This is a genomic window from Streptomyces sp. R33 (assembly GCF_041200175.1).
GTDB classification, from domain to species: Bacteria; Actinomycetota; Actinomycetes; order Streptomycetales; family Streptomycetaceae; genus Streptomyces; species Streptomyces katrae_B.
The window spans coordinates 2913096-2929025 of sequence record NZ_CP165727.1 but is presented as its reverse complement, the minus strand read 5'-3'; the positions used below and the strand labels follow the sequence as shown (position 1 = coordinate 2929025).

General features: G+C 71.4%; 16 protein-coding genes and 1 riboswitch. Of the genes, 15 read left to right on the top strand and 1 reads right to left on the bottom strand.

Annotated elements, in window-relative coordinates:
- The first annotated feature begins 2 nt into the window (after positions 1 to 2).
- The 6 genes from AB5J51_RS13130 (at position 3) to AB5J51_RS13105 (ending at position 5272) form a co-directional block, all read left to right on the top strand.
- Positions 3 to 311 carry a DUF2469 domain-containing protein gene (locus AB5J51_RS13130; RefSeq protein WP_006139554.1) on the top strand — a complete coding sequence of 103 codons (309 nt, stop codon included), beginning with the start codon at positions 3 to 5 and terminating at the stop codon, positions 309 to 311.
- Between the two features lie 109 nt (positions 312 to 420).
- Positions 421 to 792: a YraN family protein gene (locus tag AB5J51_RS13125; protein WP_369777770.1), complete on the top strand. Its 372-nt coding sequence runs from the start codon at positions 421 to 423 to the stop codon at positions 790 to 792.
- Entirely contained in the window at positions 792 to 2426 is a 1635-nt protein-coding gene (locus AB5J51_RS13120) for a YifB family Mg chelatase-like AAA ATPase (protein WP_136225910.1), read from the top strand. The genes AB5J51_RS13125 and AB5J51_RS13120 overlap by 1 nt, the downstream gene beginning before the upstream one ends.
- A complete protein-coding gene (gene dprA / locus AB5J51_RS13115) occupies positions 2423 to 3613 on the top strand; it encodes a DNA-processing protein DprA (RefSeq protein WP_369777769.1) in 1191 nt (396 codons plus the stop codon). Before AB5J51_RS13120 ends, dprA begins: the two co-directional genes overlap by 4 nt.
- 209 nt (positions 3614 to 3822) lie before the next feature.
- The gene (whiG, locus tag AB5J51_RS13110; RefSeq protein ID WP_136225908.1) at positions 3823 to 4662 is read left to right on the top strand and encodes an RNA polymerase sigma factor WhiG; all 840 of its coding nucleotides are present in this window, start codon (positions 3823 to 3825) and stop codon (positions 4660 to 4662) included.
- Between the two features lie 52 nt (positions 4663 to 4714).
- On the top strand, positions 4715 to 5272 hold the full coding sequence (locus tag AB5J51_RS13105; protein ID WP_136225930.1) for a TetR/AcrR family transcriptional regulator: 558 nt from the start codon (positions 4715 to 4717) through the stop codon (positions 5270 to 5272).
- A gap of 35 nt (positions 5273 to 5307) precedes the next feature.
- Here AB5J51_RS13105 and AB5J51_RS13100 read toward each other — a convergent pair whose 3' ends face one another.
- Positions 5308 to 5799: a M23 family metallopeptidase gene (locus AB5J51_RS13100; RefSeq protein WP_133896764.1), complete on the bottom strand. Its 492-nt coding sequence runs from the start codon at positions 5797 to 5799 to the stop codon at positions 5308 to 5310.
- Positions 5800 to 6049: 250 nt separating this feature from the next.
- On the opposite strand from AB5J51_RS13100, the gene rpsB reads away from it, so the two are divergent.
- The 9 genes from rpsB to AB5J51_RS13055 all read left to right on the top strand — a co-directional run bounded on the left by rpsB (position 6050) and on the right by AB5J51_RS13055 (position 15910).
- Positions 6050 to 6928 (top strand): 30S ribosomal protein S2, encoded by an 879-nt coding sequence (gene rpsB / locus AB5J51_RS13095; protein ID WP_053786134.1) that lies wholly within the window; start codon positions 6050 to 6052, stop codon positions 6926 to 6928.
- A gap of 135 nt (positions 6929 to 7063) precedes the next feature.
- Positions 7064 to 7900, top strand: a complete 837-nt coding sequence (gene tsf, locus AB5J51_RS13090; RefSeq protein WP_053786135.1) for a translation elongation factor Ts — start codon at positions 7064 to 7066, stop codon at positions 7898 to 7900.
- A 162-nt stretch (positions 7901 to 8062) separates the two neighbouring features.
- Positions 8063 to 8842 carry a UMP kinase gene (gene pyrH / locus AB5J51_RS13085; protein ID WP_030162523.1) on the top strand — a complete coding sequence of 260 codons (780 nt, stop codon included), beginning with the start codon at positions 8063 to 8065 and terminating at the stop codon, positions 8840 to 8842.
- Between the two features lie 85 nt (positions 8843 to 8927).
- The gene (gene frr / locus AB5J51_RS13080) at positions 8928 to 9485 is read left to right on the top strand and encodes a ribosome recycling factor (RefSeq protein ID WP_030298420.1); all 558 of its coding nucleotides are present in this window, start codon (positions 8928 to 8930) and stop codon (positions 9483 to 9485) included.
- The gene (locus AB5J51_RS13075) at positions 9485 to 10561 is read left to right on the top strand and encodes a phosphatidate cytidylyltransferase (RefSeq protein WP_053786136.1); all 1077 of its coding nucleotides are present in this window, start codon (positions 9485 to 9487) and stop codon (positions 10559 to 10561) included. Before frr ends, AB5J51_RS13075 begins: the two co-directional genes overlap by 1 nt.
- A gap of 161 nt (positions 10562 to 10722) precedes the next feature.
- On the top strand, positions 10723 to 11835 hold the full coding sequence (gene rlmN, locus AB5J51_RS13070; RefSeq protein ID WP_136225907.1) for a 23S rRNA (adenine(2503)-C(2))-methyltransferase RlmN: 1113 nt from the start codon (positions 10723 to 10725) through the stop codon (positions 11833 to 11835).
- Between the two features lie 58 nt (positions 11836 to 11893).
- Positions 11894 to 12003: riboswitch (TPP riboswitch) on the top strand.
- A gap of 84 nt (positions 12004 to 12087) precedes the next feature.
- Positions 12088 to 13191 carry a thiamine ABC transporter substrate binding subunit gene (locus AB5J51_RS13065; protein WP_136225906.1) on the top strand — a complete coding sequence of 368 codons (1104 nt, stop codon included), beginning with the start codon at positions 12088 to 12090 and terminating at the stop codon, positions 13189 to 13191.
- 71 nt (positions 13192 to 13262) lie between these two features.
- Entirely contained in the window at positions 13263 to 14879 is a 1617-nt protein-coding gene (locus AB5J51_RS13060; protein ID WP_136225905.1) for an iron ABC transporter permease, read from the top strand.
- The gene (locus tag AB5J51_RS13055) at positions 14879 to 15910 is read left to right on the top strand and encodes an ABC transporter ATP-binding protein (protein WP_053786140.1); all 1032 of its coding nucleotides are present in this window, start codon (positions 14879 to 14881) and stop codon (positions 15908 to 15910) included. The genes AB5J51_RS13060 and AB5J51_RS13055 overlap by 1 nt, the downstream gene beginning before the upstream one ends.
- Positions 15911 to 15930: the final 20 nt, after the last annotated feature.

Here is a 15930-nt window from a genome sequence, read left to right as displayed (position 1 = left end):
CCATGAGCGCCGAGGACCTCGAGAAGTACGAGACCGAGATGGAGCTGAAGCTCTATCGCGAGTACCGCGACGTCGTCGGGCTGTTCAAGTACGTGATCGAGACCGAACGCCGGTTCTACCTCACGAACGACTACGAGATGCAGGTGCACTCGGTCCAGGGGGAGGTGTTCTTCGAGGTCACGATGGCCGACGCCTGGGTGTGGGACATGTACCGGCCTGCGCGTTTCGTCAAGCAGGTGCGGGTGCTGACCTTCAAGGACGTGAACATCGAGGAGCTCAACAAGAGCGACCTCGAACTGCCCGGCAGCTGATTCCCCTCACCCGGGAGGGTGAGGGGGTTGTCCACACCTGCCGCGTTGTCCACCAAGATCCACAAGGTGGGCGGGGGCGCGGGACCGTCGGTGCCGGAGGTGGTGCCGGATGAACGCGACGGGCGTGGCACAGCAGGCATTGGGGCGGTACGGCGAGGAGCTCGCGGCGCGGCGGCTGGCCGAGGCCGGGATGACCGTGATCGCGCGGAACTGGCGGTGCCGTAGCGGGGAGATCGACATCGTCGCGCGGGACGGGGACGCCCTCGTCGTGTGCGAGGTCAAGACCCGCCGGGCGGGCGAGTTCGAACATCCCATGGCCGCCGTCCGCCCCGGCAAGGCCGAGCGATTGCGCCGGCTCGCCGGCCGATGGCTCGCCGACCACGGCGGACCGCCCCCGGGCGGGGTGCGCATCGACCTCGTGGGAGTCCTGCTGCCGCGCCGCGGTGCGCCCGTGGTGGAGCACGTCAGGGGGGTGGCGTGATGGGCTTCGCACGGGCCTGTTCGGTCGCCCTGGTGGGCGTCGACGGCGTGGTGGTGGAGGTCCAGGCCGACCTGGAGCCCGGGCTCGCCGCCTTCACCCTGGTGGGGCTGCCCGACAAGACCCTGGTCGAGAGCCGGGACCGGGTGCGGGCCGCCGTGGTGAACTCGGGCGCCGCATGGCCGCAGAAGAAGCTCACCGTCGGGCTCAGCCCGGCCTCCGTGCCGAAATCCGGCGCCGGCTTCGACCTGGCTGTCGCAGCGGCGGTGCTGGGCGCCGCCGAGGTGGTCGATCCGGCCGTGATCGCCGACCTGGTGCTCATCGGGGAACTGGGACTGGACGGCCGGGTACGGCCGGTGCGGGGCATCCTGCCGGCGGTCCTCGCCGCGGCGGATGCCGGGTACCGGAACGTGGTGGTGCCGCAGCAGTGCGCCGCCGAGGCCATGCTCGTCCCCGACGTCTGCGTGCTCGGCGTCCGCAGCCTGCGCCAGCTGATCGCCGTCCTCACCGGCGGAGAGGTCCCCGAGGAGGAAGCACCGGGTCCCCAGGGGCGGCCGGACCCGATGCTGGCCGGGCTGGTCGTCCCCGGCGCCGGGCTCGGCACCGGGATTTCCCAGCGCCGGCCCGGGGAGGGCGAGGCCCCGGACTTCCCCGACCTCTCCGATGTCGCCGGGCAACACGGCGCCCGCCGGGCCCTGGAAGTGGCGGCCTCCGGAGGCCACCACCTCTTCCTCAGCGGGCCGCCGGGAGCGGGCAAGACGATGCTGGCAGAGCGGATCCCCTGGATCCTGCCGCCGCTCTCCCGGCAGGACTCGCTGGAGGTCACGGCCGTCCACTCGGTCGCCGGGATCCTGCCGCCCGGCGAACCGCTCGTCGCCCGGCCCCCGTACTGCGCGCCCCACCATTCCGCGACCATGCAGTCCCTGGTCGGCGGCGGAGCGGGGGTACCCCGGCCCGGGGCCGTCTCCTTGGCCCACCGGGGTGTGCTGTTCCTTGACGAGGCCGCCGAGTTCAGCACCAAGGCACTGGACGCGCTGCGCCAGCCGCTCGAATCGGGGCACGTGGTCATCGCCCGGGCCGCCGGGGTGGTGCGGCTTCCGGCCAGATTCCTGATGGTGCTCGCGGCGAACCCCTGCCCTTGCGGGCGGCACACCCTGCTCGGCGCCGGCTGCGAATGCCCGGCATCGGTGATCCGGCGCTACCAGGCACGGCTGTCCGGGCCGCTGCTGGACCGGGTGGACCTGCGCGTGGAGGTCGAGCCGGTCACCCGCTCCGACCTGCTGGGGCGCGGCGGCCGCGGGGAGGCCACGGTGGCCGTCGCCGACCGGGTGCGCGAGGCCCGGGACCGCGCCGCGGCCCGGCTCGCCGACACCCCCTGGCGACTCAACGCCGAGGTGCCCGGACACGAGCTGCGCACGCGCTGGCAGGCGGCCCCCGGGGCTCTGGCGCAGGCCGAGCGGGATCTGGAGCGCGGGCTGCTCACCGCCCGCGGGCTGGACCGGGTGCTGCGGGTCGCCTGGACCGTGGCCGACCTGCGGGCCCGGGACCGCCCGGAGGCACTCGACGTGGCCGTCGCCCTGGAACTCCGGACCGGCATCGCCCGCGGCGCCGCCCTGGCCATGGGAGCCGGCTCATGAGCGCCTCCGCCGGGCCCGAGGGGACCGATGCGGAGCTGTTGGCGCGGGCTGCACTGACCCGGGTGCTGGAGCCCGGCGACGAGCACGGCGGACGGTGGCTGCGCGAGCACGGCGCCGTCGGGCTGATACGGATGCTGACCGGCCCGGACAGCGAGGCGGCGGCGCTGGCCGGGGTGGGGGAGCAGCGGCTCGCCGGATACCGCAGACGGGCGGCGCTCGCCGACCCGCGGCGGGACCTGGCGGCCGCCGCCCGCAGCGGCGGCCGGTTCATCTGCCCCGGCTCGGCGCAGTGGCCGACCCAGCTGGACGACCTCGGCGACGCCCGGCCCGTCGGGCTCTGGCTCCGCGGCAGACCGGACCTGCGGACCTGGGCGCTGCGCTCCGTCGCCGTGGTCGGCGCCCGGGCCTGCACCCCGTACGGCGCGCACATGGCCCAGACCCTGGCCGCCGGGCTCGCCGAGCGGGGCTGGGTGGTGGTCTCCGGGGCGGCGTACGGGGTCGATGCCGCCGCCCATCGCGGCGCCCTCGCCTCGGGCGGCGCCACGGCCGCGGTGCTCGCCTGCGGCGTGGACGTCGCCTACCCCCGCGGTCATGCCGGGCTGCTCGGCCGGATCGCCGACCAAGGGCTGGTGCTGGGCGAGCTGCCGCCCGGCAGCCACCCGACCCCCAGCCGGTTCGTCCTGCGCAACCGGGTCATCGCCGCCCTCACCCGGGGCACCGTCGTGGTGGAGGCGGCCCATCGCAGCGGCTCCCTGGTCACGGCCCGGCGGGCCCAGCAGCTCGGGCGGTTCACCATGGGCATCCCCGGACCGGCCACCAGCGGGCTCTCCGGCGGAGTGCACGAACTGCTGCGCGGCGAGGCGGTGCTCGTCACCGACGCCGCGGAAGTCGTCGAGCTGGTCGGCGGCATGGGTGAACTGGCTCCCGAGCGGCGCGGCCCGGTGCTCGCCCGGGACCTTCTGCACCGGGACACCGCCCGCGTGCTCGAAGCACTCCCGGCCGGCCGGCTCGTGCACGCCGACGAAGTCGCCCTCGCCGCAGGCACCGGCACCGATGAAGTCATCGGCAGACTGTACGAACTTCACTCTCTGGGGTTCGTCGAACGGCAGGGCGAGGGCTGGCAGTTGACCACACAATCACCTGAAGGAGGCACACAATCCGGCGGCACCCGGCGAGGCGGTCGTTGACCTGGGGTGTTCCGGTGAAAGAGTGAAGCCGATGAGAGACGCGGTCTTCCCGGTGGCAGCCGCCGGGACCGAGCGCCAGGCGCCGGTCCCGGGTCTCCCGTGCGAGTCACGACGCCCCGGTGCCCACGCGCGATCCCGTACTCTTCGCGCACCGCGACACTTCCGTCACGCTACGCTCCCAAGGAATCCGGCTCCGGCAAAGGCGAAGCATGCCCCAGCACACCTCAGGGTCTGACCGCGCTGCGGTGCCCCCCGCTGCCCGCGGCAGCGTGCGGACCACCGCGCCCTCGTCCCTCGAGGCGCTGTGGCGCTCGTACAAGGAAAGCGGTGACGAGCGGCTGCGGGAGCAGCTGATCCTGCACTACTCGCCCCTGGTGAAGTACGTGGCCGGCCGGGTCAGCGTGGGCCTGCCGCCCAATGTGGAACAGGCCGACTTCGTCTCCTCCGGGGTCTTCGGGCTGATCGACGCCATCGAGAAGTTCGACATCGAACGGTCCATCAAGTTCGAGACGTACGCGATCACCCGGATCCGGGGCGCGATGATCGACGAGCTGCGGGCGCTGGACTGGATCCCGCGCTCGGTCCGGCAGAAGGCGCGGGCCGTGGAGCGGGCCTACGCCACGCTCGAAGCCCAGCTGCGCCGCACCCCGACCGAGCACGAGGTCGCCGGCGAGATGGGCATCGGCGTGGAGGAACTCCACGCCGTGTTCAGCCAGTTGTCGCTCGCCAACGTGGTGGCCCTGGAGGAGCTGCTGCACGTCGGAGGCGAGGGCGGCGGCGACCGCCTCTCTCTGATGGACACCCTGGAGGACACCGCCGCCGACAACCCGGTCGAGGTGGCCGAGGACCGCGAGCTGCGCAGGCTCCTGGCCCGGGCCATCAACACCCTGCCGGAGCGGGAGAAGACCGTGGTGACGCTCTACTACTACGAGGGCCTCACGCTGGCCGAGATCGGCAACGTCCTCGGCGTCACGGAGAGCAGGGTCAGCCAGATCCACACCAAGTCGGTGCTCCAACTGCGGGCCAAGCTGGCGGATGTCGGCCGGTGAGCTTGCGGCACCTCCGTAGAGTGGATACGTGCCCAGGATTCGAGCGGCCTCCGTGGCCGAGCACCGGTCGATGCAGCGCGGCGCCCTGCTGGACGCTGCGCGCTCCCTGTTGTCCGAAGGCGGGACGGAAGCGCTGACCTTCCCCGCCCTGGCGGAGCGCACCGGCCTCGCCCGGTCCTCCGTGTACGAGTACTTCCGCTCCCGCGCGGCCGTGGTCGAAGAGCTGTGCGCCGTGGACTTCCCCGTCTGGGCCGCCGAGATCGAGGCGGCGATGGAGCAGGCGCAGTCGCCGGAGGCGAAGGTCGAGGCCTACGTGCGGAGCCAGCTGGGGCTGGTCGGGGACCGGCGGCACCGGGCGGTGGTGGCGATCTCGGCCAGTGAGCTGGACGCGGGGGCGCGGGAGAAGATCCGTGCTGCGCACGGGGGGCTCGTGGCGATGATCGTGGAGGCGCTCGGAGCCCTGGGGCATGAGCAGCCCCGGCTTGCCGCGATGCTGCTGCAGGGTGTGGTGGACGCTGCGGTCCGGCGCATCGAGCTCGGTGCTGCCGAGGATCCCACCGTGGTGACGGAGGCGGCCGTGGCCATGGCCCTGCGGGGTGTAGGGGGCTGAGGCCCCCGGGGGCTCTGCCCCCGGACCTCCGCGCCTCAAACGGCGGGGCTGGAATCGCCTCGAGCGCCGGCCGGGCTGGAGTGGGGCAGGAGTCTTGGGGTGGGGCGGGGGAGCAGGGTCAGGGGGTTCAGGTAGGTGGTGCCTGAGAGGAGGCCCCAGTGGAGACAGGGCCTTCCGCAGTGCGTGCCTTCCGTGAGGACGGCGACCACCTGGCCCGCCGTGACCTCCTCACCTTCCGCCACCAGCGGCCGCACCGGTTCGTACGTGGTGCGCAGGCCGCCCGGGAGCGTGAGGGAGAGGACGCCGCGGCCGGCCACCAGCCCCGCGTAGTGCACCCGGCCCGGACCGACCGCGCGCAGCTCCGCGCCCACGGGGGCGGCCAGGTCCACCCCGCGGTGCCCCGCCGCGTACGGGGTCGGGGGCGGGTCCCACCAGCGGGCCACCACCAGTGGGGGCGGCAGCGGCCGGACCCCCGGAGCGAGTGCCTGGGTCAAGGTCAGCAGCAGCGTGAGCAGCAGTGTCGTCATGCCGTCCAGGTTGCCGCCGGCTCGCGCAGCGTGACCGCGCCTGTGGACAGGCGGCCGGGTGTGGACAACGGCGTCACCTGGCATACCGCCCGGTCCCGTACACTTCTTACGGCGATCCGGGTCACCGGGTCGACTTCGCACGCCCCAGCACCAGCCGCTCAGGCCGGGTGAAAGCGTCTCTCGGTCCCCTTCTCGGGGGCAGGGCGCGGTGGGGCGTCAGGAACCAAACCGAGAAACCAAGGAGATGGCCATGGCCGTCGTTACGATGCGGGAGCTGCTGGAAAGCGGCGTCCACTTCGGTCACCAGACCCGTCGCTGGAACCCGAAGATGAAGCGCTTCATCTTCACCGAGCGCAACGGCATCTACATCATCGACCTGCTCCAGTCGCTGTCGTACATCGACCGCGCCTACGAGTTCGTCAAGGAGACCGTTGCCCACGGCGGCTCCATCATGTTCGTCGGTACCAAGAAGCAGGCCCAGGAGGCCATCGCCGAGCAGGCGACGCGCGTTGGTATGCCGTACGTCAACCAGCGCTGGCTGGGTGGCATGCTCACCAACTTCTCCACCGTCTACAAGCGCCTCCAGCGTCTGAAGGAGCTTGAGGCGATCGACTTCGAGGACGTCGCCGCCTCGGGTCTCACCAAGAAGGAGCTCCTGGTCCTCTCCCGCGAGAAGACCAAGCTGGAGAAGACCCTCGGTGGTATCCGCGAGATGTCGAAGGTTCCCAGCGCCGTCTGGATCGTCGACACCAAGAAGGAGCACATCGCCGTCGGTGAGGCGCGCAAGCTCCACATCCCGGTCGTCGCGATCCTCGACACCAACTGCGACCCCGACGAGGTCGACTACAAGATCCCGGGCAACGACGACGCGATCCGTTCCGTCACCCTGCTCACCCGCGTGATCGCCGACGCCGTCGCCGAGGGCCTCATCGCCCGCTCCGGCGCTGCGACCGGTGACTCGAAGCCGGGCGAGAAGGCCGCCGCCGAGCCGCTCGCCGAGTGGGAGCGCGACCTGCTCGAGGGCGAGAAGAAGGCCGACGACGCCGAGGCCGCTCCGGCCGAGGCCGCTGTCGAGGCCCCGGCCGCCGAGGCTGTCGAGGCCCCGGCCGCCGACGCCGAGCAGGCCTGACCCACTGAGAGCGCCCGGCGTTCATGCGCCGGGCACTCGCAGCACGGACGATGACGGCGGGGGAGCCGCGCCAAAAGCGCGGCGCCTCCGCCGTTCACCCGTAGATCTACGACTTCGAGAGAGAATCACAGACTCATGGCGAACTACACCGCCGCTGACGTCAAGAAGCTCCGCGAGCTCACCGGCGCCGGCATGCTGGACTGCAAGAACGCGCTGGTCGAGGCCGACGGCGACGTCGACAAGGCCATGGAGGCCCTCCGTATCAAGGGTCAGAAGGGCGTCGCCAAGCGCGAGGGCCGTTCTGCCGAGAACGGTGCCGTCGTCTCCCTCATCGCCGACGACAACACCTCCGGTGTCATCGTCGAGCTGAAGTGCGAGACGGACTTCGTCGCCAAGGGCGAGAAGTTCCTGGCCGTCGCCAACCAGCTGGCCGCGCACGTCGCCGCCACCTCCCCGGCCGACATCGAGGCGCTGCTCGCGTCCGAGATCGAGCCCGGCAAGACCGTCACCGCCTTCGTGGACGAGGCGAACGCGAACCTCGGCGAGAAGATCGTCCTGGACCGCTTCGCGCAGTTCGCCGGCGGTTACGTCACGGCGTACATGCACCGCACCATGCCCGACCTGCCGTTCCAGATCGGCGTCCTGGTCGAGCTCGACAAGGAGAACGCCGAGGTCGCCCGCGGCGTCGCGCAGCACATCGCCGCGTTCGCCCCGCAGTGGCTCTCCGCCGAGGACGTCCCGGCCGACAAGGTCGAGTCCGAGCGCCGCATCGCCGAAGAGGTCACCCGCGCGGAGGGCAAGCCCGAGGCTGCCATCGCCAAGATCGTCGAGGGTCGCGTCAACGGCTTCTTCAAGGAGGCCACCCTCCTCGGCCAGCCGTACGCGCTGGACAACAAGAAGTCCGTCCAGAAGGTCCTGGACGAGGCCGGTGTCACCCTGAAGCGCTTCTCGCGCATCAAGGTCGGCATCTGAGTCCGTCCGTACACGACGGACACCGGACCCCGGTAGGGTCTGAAGCAGTCGTCCGCCCGCGCGCGGAACGACCGCAGATCTGACGAGGAGGCCATTGCCGTAGAGGGAACCGCGAGGACCCACCGGCAATGGCCTTCTTCGTATGTGCACGAGGAGATCTCCATGAATCAGGGCGTGGACCCCCACACCGCTTCCGACGACAAGAGCGACCACGACAAGAAGGGCCGCCGCTTCATGCTGAAGCTGTCGGGCGAAGCCTTCTCCGGTGGTGGAGGACTGGGCGTCGACCCCGACGTCGTCCATGCCATCGCGCGCGAAATCGCCGCGGTGGTCCGTGACGGCGCGGAGATCGCCGTCGTGATCGGCGGCGGAAACTTCTTCCGCGGCGCCGAACTGCAGCAGCGGGGCATGGACCGTGCGCGGTCCGACTACATGGGCATGCTCGGCACCGTCATGAACTGCCTCGCCCTCCAGGACTTCCTGGAGAAGGAAGGCATCGACTCGCGCGTGCAGACCGCCATCACCATGGGCCAGGTCGCGGAGCCGTACATCCCGCTGCGCGCCGTACGCCACCTGGAGAAGGGCCGCGTCGTCATCTTCGGCGCCGGCATGGGCATGCCGTACTTCTCCACCGACACCACGGCCGCCCAGCGTGCCCTGGAGATCGACGCCGAGGCCCTGCTCATGGGCAAGAACGGCGTCGACGGCGTCTACGACTCCGACCCCAAGAAGAACCCCGACGCGGTGAAGTTCGACGCGCTGGAGTACAGCGAGGTGCTCTCCCGCGACCTCAAGGTCGCCGACGCCACCGCCATCACGCTGTGCCGTGACAACAAGCTGCCGATCCTGGTCTTCGAGCTGCTCGCCGAGGGCAATATCGCCCGCGCCGTCAAGGGTGAGAAGATCGGCACGCTCGTGAGCGACCAGGGCACCCGGGCCTGAGCGTCCCGACGCCGGGCCCGGCCCCACTGGGCCGAGCCCGCCCCGCCCGCCTGAACCATCCAAATCTGACATGCAGGAGCACGTGGTGATCGAAGAAATCCTCCTCGAGGCCGAGGAGAAGATGGAGAAGGCCGTCGTCGTCGCCAAGGAAGACTTCGCCGCGATCCGCACCGGTCGTGCGCACCCGGCGATGTTCAACAAGATCGTGGCCGACTACTACGGCGCCATCACGCCCATCAACCAGCTCGCGTCCTTCTCGGTGCCCGAGCCGCGCATGGCGATCGTGACCCCGTTCGACAAGAGCGCCCTGCGCAACATCGAGCAGGCCATCCGCGACTCCGACCTGGGCGTCAACCCCAGCAACGACGGCAATATCATCCGGGTGACCTTCCCCGAGCTGACGCAGGACCGCCGCAAGGAGTACATCAAGGTCGCCCGTACCAAGGCCGAGGACTCCAAGGTCTCGATCCGCTCCATCCGCCGCAAGGCGAAGGACGCCCTCGACAAGCTCGTCAAGGACAAGGAGTCCGGCGAGGACGAGGTGCGCCGCGCGGAGAAGGAGCTCGACGACACCACCGCGAAGTACGTCGCGCAGGTCGACGAGCTGCTCAAGCACAAGGAAGCCGAGCTCCTCGAGGTCTGATGAACGACTCTCCCTGGGCCACGGAGCAGGTTCCGGCGGGTCCCGCATACGATGCGCTGGTGGGCCCGCACACTCGGCCCATGCCCATCGTGCCCGATGCCGCCGGCCGTGACTTCGACGACCGGGAAGCACGCGATCGGGGGGCCGCCGCCGACGGCGGCCCCCCGTTCCGCGCCGAGACGCCGCCGCAGGAGCCCATGCCCAGCCCCCCGCCTCCGCCCTCGCAGGCACCGCAGGACGCCTCGCCCCCGCCGCAGAAGAAGCGGGCGGGGCGAGACCTGCGTGCCGCCATAGGGGTCGGTGTCGGCCTCGGTGCGGTGATCTTCGCTTCGCTGTTCATCGTGAAGGCGGTCTTCGTCGGCGTCATCGTCGTCGCGGTCGTCGTGGGCCTGTGGGAGCTCACCTCCCGGCTCCAGGAGAAGAAGGGCATCAAGGCGCCGCTCGTCCCGCTCGCGGTCGGCGGCGCCGCCATGGTCATCGCCGGATACGTCCGCGGGGCCGAGGGCGCCTGGGTGGCCATGGCCCTGACCGCGCTGGCGGTCCTGGTCTGGCGGATGACCGAACCGCCCGAGGACTACCTCAAGGACGTCACCGCGGGCGTCTTCGCGGCGTTCTACGTGCCCTTCCTGGCCACCTTCGTCGCGATGCTGCTCACCGCCGACGACGGTCCGGAGCGCGTGGTCACGTTCCTGCTGCTGACCGTGGTCAGCGACACCGGGGCCTATGCGGTGGGCTGGCGCTTCGGCAAGCACAAGCTGGCGCCGCGCATCAGCCCAGGCAAGACCCGCGAGGGGCTGTTCGGGGCGGTGGCCTTCGCGATGGGGGCCGGCGCGCTGTGCATGGAGTTCCTGATCGACGGGGGTGCCTGGTGGCAGGGCCTGCTGCTCGGTCTCGCCGTCGCGGTCAGCGCCACGCTGGGCGACCTCGGCGAGTCGATGATCAAGCGGGACCTGGGCATCAAGGACATGGGCACGCTGCTGCCGGGCCACGGCGGCATCATGGACCGGCTCGACTCCCTGCTGCCGACCGCCCCGGTGGTGTGGCTGCTGCTGGCGGCCTTCGTCGGCACCGGCTGAAACCGGGCTCCCGCGGGTTCCGGCCGGCGGGCGGTTCACCGGGGGGACCCCGCTGAGCGGGGGCGACGTACGTCCGAAGGCTTTGGGTGGGTCCGGGCGGTTACTCTTGAAAGGCGCGCTGCTTCTGCGGCGCGCCTTTCGTCTTACGAGGAGTACCTGCCATGGCCCGCCCCGTCCCGGGAGAGCTCACCTTCGTCGCCCCTCGCGGAGCCAAGAAGCCGCCCCGGCATCTCGCCGACCTCACGCCCGAGGAGCGGCGCGAGGCGGTCGCCGCGATCGGTGAGAAGCCCTTCCGGGCCAAGCAGCTCTCGCAGCACTACTTCGCCCGGTACGCGCACGACCCGGCCGAGTGGACCGACATCCCGGCGGGCTCCCGCGAGAAGCTCCAGCAGGAGCTGCTGCCCGAGCTGATGAACGTCATCCGGCACATCTCGTGCGACGACGACACCACCCGCAAGACCCTGTGGAAGCTGCACGACGGCACGCTCGTCGAGTCCGTGCTGATGCGCTACCCCGACCGGGTCACCATGTGCATCTCCTCGCAGGCCGGCTGCGGTATGAACTGCCCGTTCTGCGCCACCGGCCAGGCGGGCCTGGACCGCAACCTGTCCACCGCCGAGATCGTCCACCAGATCGTCGACGGCATGCGCGCGCTGCGCGACGGCGAGGTCCCCGGCGGCCCGGCCCGGCTGTCCAACATCGTCTTCATGGGCATGGGCGAGCCGCTGGCGAACTACAAGCGGGTCGTCGGCGCGATCCGCCGCCTCACCGACCCCGAGCCCGACGGCCTGGGCCTGTCGCAGCGCGGCATCACCGTCTCCACCGTCGGCCTGGTCCCGGCGATGCTGCGGTTCGCCGACGAGGGCTTCAAGTGCCGCCTCGCGGTCTCGCTGCACGCGCCGGACGACGAGCTGCGCGACACCCTCGTCCCCGTGAACACCCGCTGGAAGGTCCGCGAGGTACTCGACGCGGCCTGGCAGTACGCGGAGAAGTCGGGCCGCCGGATCTCCATCGAGTACGCGCTGATCCGCGACATCAACGACCAGGCCTGGCGCGGCGACCTCCTCGGCCGGCTGCTCAAGGGCAAGCGTGTCCACGTCAACCTGATCCCGCTGAACCCGACGCCGGGCTCGAAGTGGACGGCCTCGCGTCCCGAGGACGAGAAGGCCTTCGTGGAGGCCATCGCCCGCCACGGCGTGCCGGTGACCGTCCGCGACACCCGCGGCCAGGAGATCGACGGAGCCTGCGGCCAGCTGGCGGCCTCGGAGCGCTAGCCTGCGGTTTCCTCCGCCCCGGTTCGGCCACGGGGTACCCTGTGGCCGAACCAATTGCATATTCCGACAGGGGAGCGCCACAGCGCTGAGAGTGCGGTAACCGTCATCCGCAGACCCTCTGAACCTCGCCCCGGTCATTCGGGGTAGGAAGTTCGGTCATCACTCAAGCTGTTGCGCCCTGCCCGGCGACCGCTCGCACTGAGCGCCGGGCAGGGCCGCGTCTTCTCCTGGTCATCCCAGGAGGAATCACCAGTGAGCACCACCAAGAAGTTCGCGGGCGCAGCGCTCGCGGCCGCGCTCGGCGTCGCCACGCTCAGCGCCTGCGGCGGCGGCGACGCCAAGGACAAGTCCGAGGGCGGCGCGAGCGGGTCGCCGAAGCCCAAGACGGTCACGCTCGTCTCCCACGACTCCTTCAACGTGACCGACACGGTCCTGAAGGAGTTCGAGCAGCAGAGCGGCTACACCGTCAAGGTCCTGAAGTCCGGGGACGCGGGCGCCGCACTCAACCAGGAGATCCTCACCAAGGGCTCCCCGCGCGGCGACGTCTTCTTCGGTGTCGACAACACGCTCCTCTCGCGCGCCCTCGACAACGGGATCTTCACGCCGTACGAGGCCAAGGGCCTGGCCGACGTGAAGCCCGAGTACGTGCTCGACAAGGAGCACCGGGTCACCCCGATCGACTCCGGCGACATCTGCGTCAACTACGACAAGGCGTACTTCGCCGACAAGAAGCTCGCCCCGCCGCAGACGCTGGACGACCTGATCAAGCCGGAGTACAAGAACCTGCTGGTCACCGAGAACGCGGCGACCTCCTCGCCTGGCCTCGGCTTCCTCCTCGCCTCCGTCGGCAAGTACGGCGAGGAAGGGTGGAAGGACTACTGGACCAAGCTCAAGGCCAACGGCGTCGAGGTCGTCGACGGCTGGGAGCAGGCCTACAACGAGCGCTTCTCGGGCTCCGCGGGCGGCAAGAAGGCCAAGGGCGACCGCCCGCTGGTCGTCTCCTACGCCTCCAGCCCGCCGGTCGAGGTCCTGTACGGCGAGCCGCAGCCGGCCGAGGCCCCCACGGGCGTCTCCACCGGCACCTGCTTCCGCCAGGTCGAGTTCGCGGGCCTGCTCAAGGGCGCGAAGAACGAGGAGGGCGGCAAGGCGCTCCTCGACTTCCTCGTGAGCAAGAAGTTCCAGGAGGACATGCCGCTGCAGATGTTCGTGAACCCGGTGGTCAAGGACGCGAAGCTGCCGGAGCTGTTCACGAAGCACGGCGTGGTCATCGAGAAGCCCGAGAACGTCGCTCCGGAGACCATCGCCAAGAACCGTGAGCAGTGGGTCAAGACATGGTCCTCGCTCGTCGTGAAGTAGGACGCCAGAGCGCACGCGAAAGCACTCCCGCGAAGGAGGGCGTACGCGGTACGGCCGTCAGGCTCGCCCTGATGGCCGTACCGCTCGCCTTCTTCGGGCTGTTCTTCGCCTACCCCGTCGCCGCGATCGTCGGCCGCGGGATCAAGACCGAGGACGGCTGGCAGTTCGGCCGGATCGGCGAGGTGCTGACCCGGCCCGACATCGCCGACGTGCTCTGGTTCACCACCTGGCAGGCGTGCGCGTCCACGGCGCTCACGCTCCTGATCGCACTCCCCGGCGCGTACGTCTTCGCGCGCTTCGAGTTCCCCGGCAAACAACTGCTGCGGGCGGTGGTCACGGTCCCGTTCGTGCTGCCGACCGTGGTGGTCGGCACGGCCTTCCTGGCGCTGGTCGGGCGCGGCGGACTGCTCGACGAGCTGTGGGGCGTCCGGCTGGACACCACCGTGTGGGCGATCCTGCTCGCCCACGTCTTCTTCAACTACGCCGTCGTCGTACGGACGGTCGGCGGACTCTGGGCGCAGCTCGACCCGCGCCAGGAGGAGGCCGCCCGCGTGCTGGGCGCCGGACGGTTCGCCGCCTGGCGGCGGGTGACGCTGCCCGCGCTCGGACCGGCCGTGGCCGCCGCCTCGCTGATGGTGTTCCTCTTCACCTTCACCTCCTTCGGCGTCGTGCAGATCCTGGGCGGGCCCTCGTACGCCACCCTCGAGGTGGAGGTCTACCGGCAGACCGCGCAGCTGCTGGACCTGCCGACGGCCGCCGTCCTCACGATGGTGCAGTTCGTGGCGGTCGGCCTGATCCTCGCCGTCCACGCCTGGACCGTGCGCCGGCGGGAGACCGCCCTGCGGCTGGTGGACCCGGCGCGGACCGCACACCGGCCGAGCGGACCGGGGCAGCGCGCCCTGCTCGGCGGGGTGCTGGTGACGGTGGCGCTGCTGATCGTGGCCCCGCTGCTGGTGCTGGTGGAGCGGTCCTTCGACGCCCCCGGCGGGTACGGGTTCGGCTTCTACCGGGCGCTCCAGGACGCGGGCGCCGGCGGCGGAACGTTCCTCGTGCCACCGCTGGAGGCGATCTGGAACTCCCTGCAGTACGCGCTCGCCGCCACCGCCATCGCCCTGCTGATCGGGGGGCTCGCGGCCGCGGCACTGACCCGGCGCGGGGGGCGGTTCGTGCGCGGGTTCGATGCGCTGTTGATGCTTCCGCTGGGGGTGTCGGCGGTGACGGTCGGCTTCGGCTTCCTGATCACCCTGGACGAGCCGCCGCTGGATCTGCGGACCTCGTGGATCCTGGTGCCGCTGGCCCAGGCGCTGGTGGGCGTCCCGTTCGTCGTACGGACCATGCTGCCGGTGCTGCGCGCGGTGGACGCACGGCTGCGGGAGGCCGCCGCGGTGCTCGGGGCGTCCCCGCTGAGGGCCTGGCGGGAGGTGGACCTGCCGCTGGTGCGGCGGGCGCTGCTGATCGCGGCCGGGTTCGCCTTCGCCATCTCGCTGGGGGAGTTCGGGGCGACCGTCTTCATCGCGCGGCCGGACCGTCCGACGCTGCCGGTGGCCGTGGCGCGGCTGCTGGGGCGGGCCGGTGAGCTCAACTACGGGCAGGCGATGGCCCTGAGCACGATTCTGATGCTGGTGTGCGCGGTCTCCCTGCTGGTGCTGGAGCGGCTGCGCCCCGACAAGACCTCGGGAGAGTTCTGATGACGTTGCTCGAACTGGCCGGGGTCTCGGTCCGCTTCGGCGAGCGCGCCGTCTTCGATGCACTGGACTCCGTGGACCTCGCGGTCGCCGAGCACGAGATCGTGTGCGTGCTCGGGCCGAGCGGGAGCGGCAAATCCACACTGCTGCGGGTCGTCGCCGGGCTCCAGCCGGTATCCGCCGGGCGGGTCCTGCTCGGCGGTGCGGACCAGGAGCGGGTGCCCGTGCACCGGCGCGGGGTGGGCCTGATGTTCCAGGACCACCAGCTGTTCCCGCACCGGGACGTGGGCGGGAACGTCGCGTTCGGGCTGCGCATGCGGGGCTCCGGCCGGGGGGCCTGCGAGGGCCGGGTCGCGGAACTGCTGGAGCTGGTCGGACTGCCCGGGGCCCAGGGCCGGTCCGTGTCCTCCCTGTCGGGTGGTGAGCAGCAGCGGGTCGCCCTCGCCAGGGCGCTGGCCCCCTCACCGCGGCTGCTGATGCTGGACGAACCGCTGGGGCAGCTCGACCGGGGGCTGCGCGAGCGGCTGGTCGTGGAGCTGCGGGGGCTGTTCTCCCGGCTCGGGACCACGGTGCTGGCCGTCACCCACGACCAGGGGGAGGCCTTCGCCCTGGCCGACCGGGTGGTGGTGATGCGGGACGGGCGGATCGCGCAGGCCGGGACCCCGCTGGAGGTGTGGCAGCGGCCGGCCTCGGAGTTCGTGGCGCGGTTCCTCGGGTTCGAGAACGTGGTGCCGGCGGTGGTGTCGGGAGAGGCCGCGATGACGGCGTGGGGCAAGGTCCTGGTGCCGGCCGGGTCCCCGGAGGGCGAGCGGCGGATCCTGATCCGGCCGGCGGGCGTGGTGCTGGCGGCGGCGGGGCTGCGGTGTGAGGTGCTCGCGCGGACGTTCCGCGGGACGCACGTGGCGCTGCGGCTGCGGCCGGAGGCCGGGCCGGAGCTGGAGGCGGAGTGCGGGCTGGCCGGGGCCCCGGCCATGGGGGACCGGGTTGCGGTGTCCTTCGCCCCGGCCGAGGTGGTCGTGCTGCCGGCTGCGTAGCCGCTGCGCGGGGCTCGTCC

Bases quoted from the DNA above. Each gene is read 5' to 3' on its own strand.
- AB5J51_RS13075 (WP_053786136.1), top strand. From the start codon at position 9,485: ATGAACGACTCTCCCTGGGCCACGGAGCAGGTTCCGGCGGGTCCCGCA.
- AB5J51_RS13060 (WP_136225905.1), top strand. From the start codon at position 13,263: ATGGCCGTACCGCTCGCCTTCTTCGGGCTGTTCTTCGCCTACCCCGTC.
- rlmN (WP_136225907.1), top strand. From the start codon at position 10,723: ATGGCCCGCCCCGTCCCGGGAGAGCTCACCTTCGTCGCCCCTCGCGGA.
- AB5J51_RS13120 (WP_136225910.1), top strand. From the start codon at position 792: ATGGGCTTCGCACGGGCCTGTTCGGTCGCCCTGGTGGGCGTCGACGGC.
- rpsB (WP_053786134.1), top strand. From the start codon at position 6,050: ATGGCCGTCGTTACGATGCGGGAGCTGCTGGAAAGCGGCGTCCACTTC.
- dprA (WP_369777769.1), top strand. From the start codon at position 2,423: ATGAGCGCCTCCGCCGGGCCCGAGGGGACCGATGCGGAGCTGTTGGCG.
- AB5J51_RS13100 (WP_133896764.1), bottom strand. From the start codon at position 5,799: ATGACGACACTGCTGCTCACGCTGCTGCTGACCTTGACCCAGGCACTC.
- tsf (WP_053786135.1), top strand. From the start codon at position 7,064: ATGGCGAACTACACCGCCGCTGACGTCAAGAAGCTCCGCGAGCTCACC.
- AB5J51_RS13055 (WP_053786140.1), top strand. From the start codon at position 14,879: ATGACGTTGCTCGAACTGGCCGGGGTCTCGGTCCGCTTCGGCGAGCGC.
- whiG (WP_136225908.1), top strand. From the start codon at position 3,823: ATGCCCCAGCACACCTCAGGGTCTGACCGCGCTGCGGTGCCCCCCGCT.
- AB5J51_RS13130 (WP_006139554.1), top strand. From the start codon at position 3: ATGAGCGCCGAGGACCTCGAGAAGTACGAGACCGAGATGGAGCTGAAG.
- AB5J51_RS13125 (WP_369777770.1), top strand. From the start codon at position 421: ATGAACGCGACGGGCGTGGCACAGCAGGCATTGGGGCGGTACGGCGAG.
- pyrH (WP_030162523.1), top strand. From the start codon at position 8,063: ATGAATCAGGGCGTGGACCCCCACACCGCTTCCGACGACAAGAGCGAC.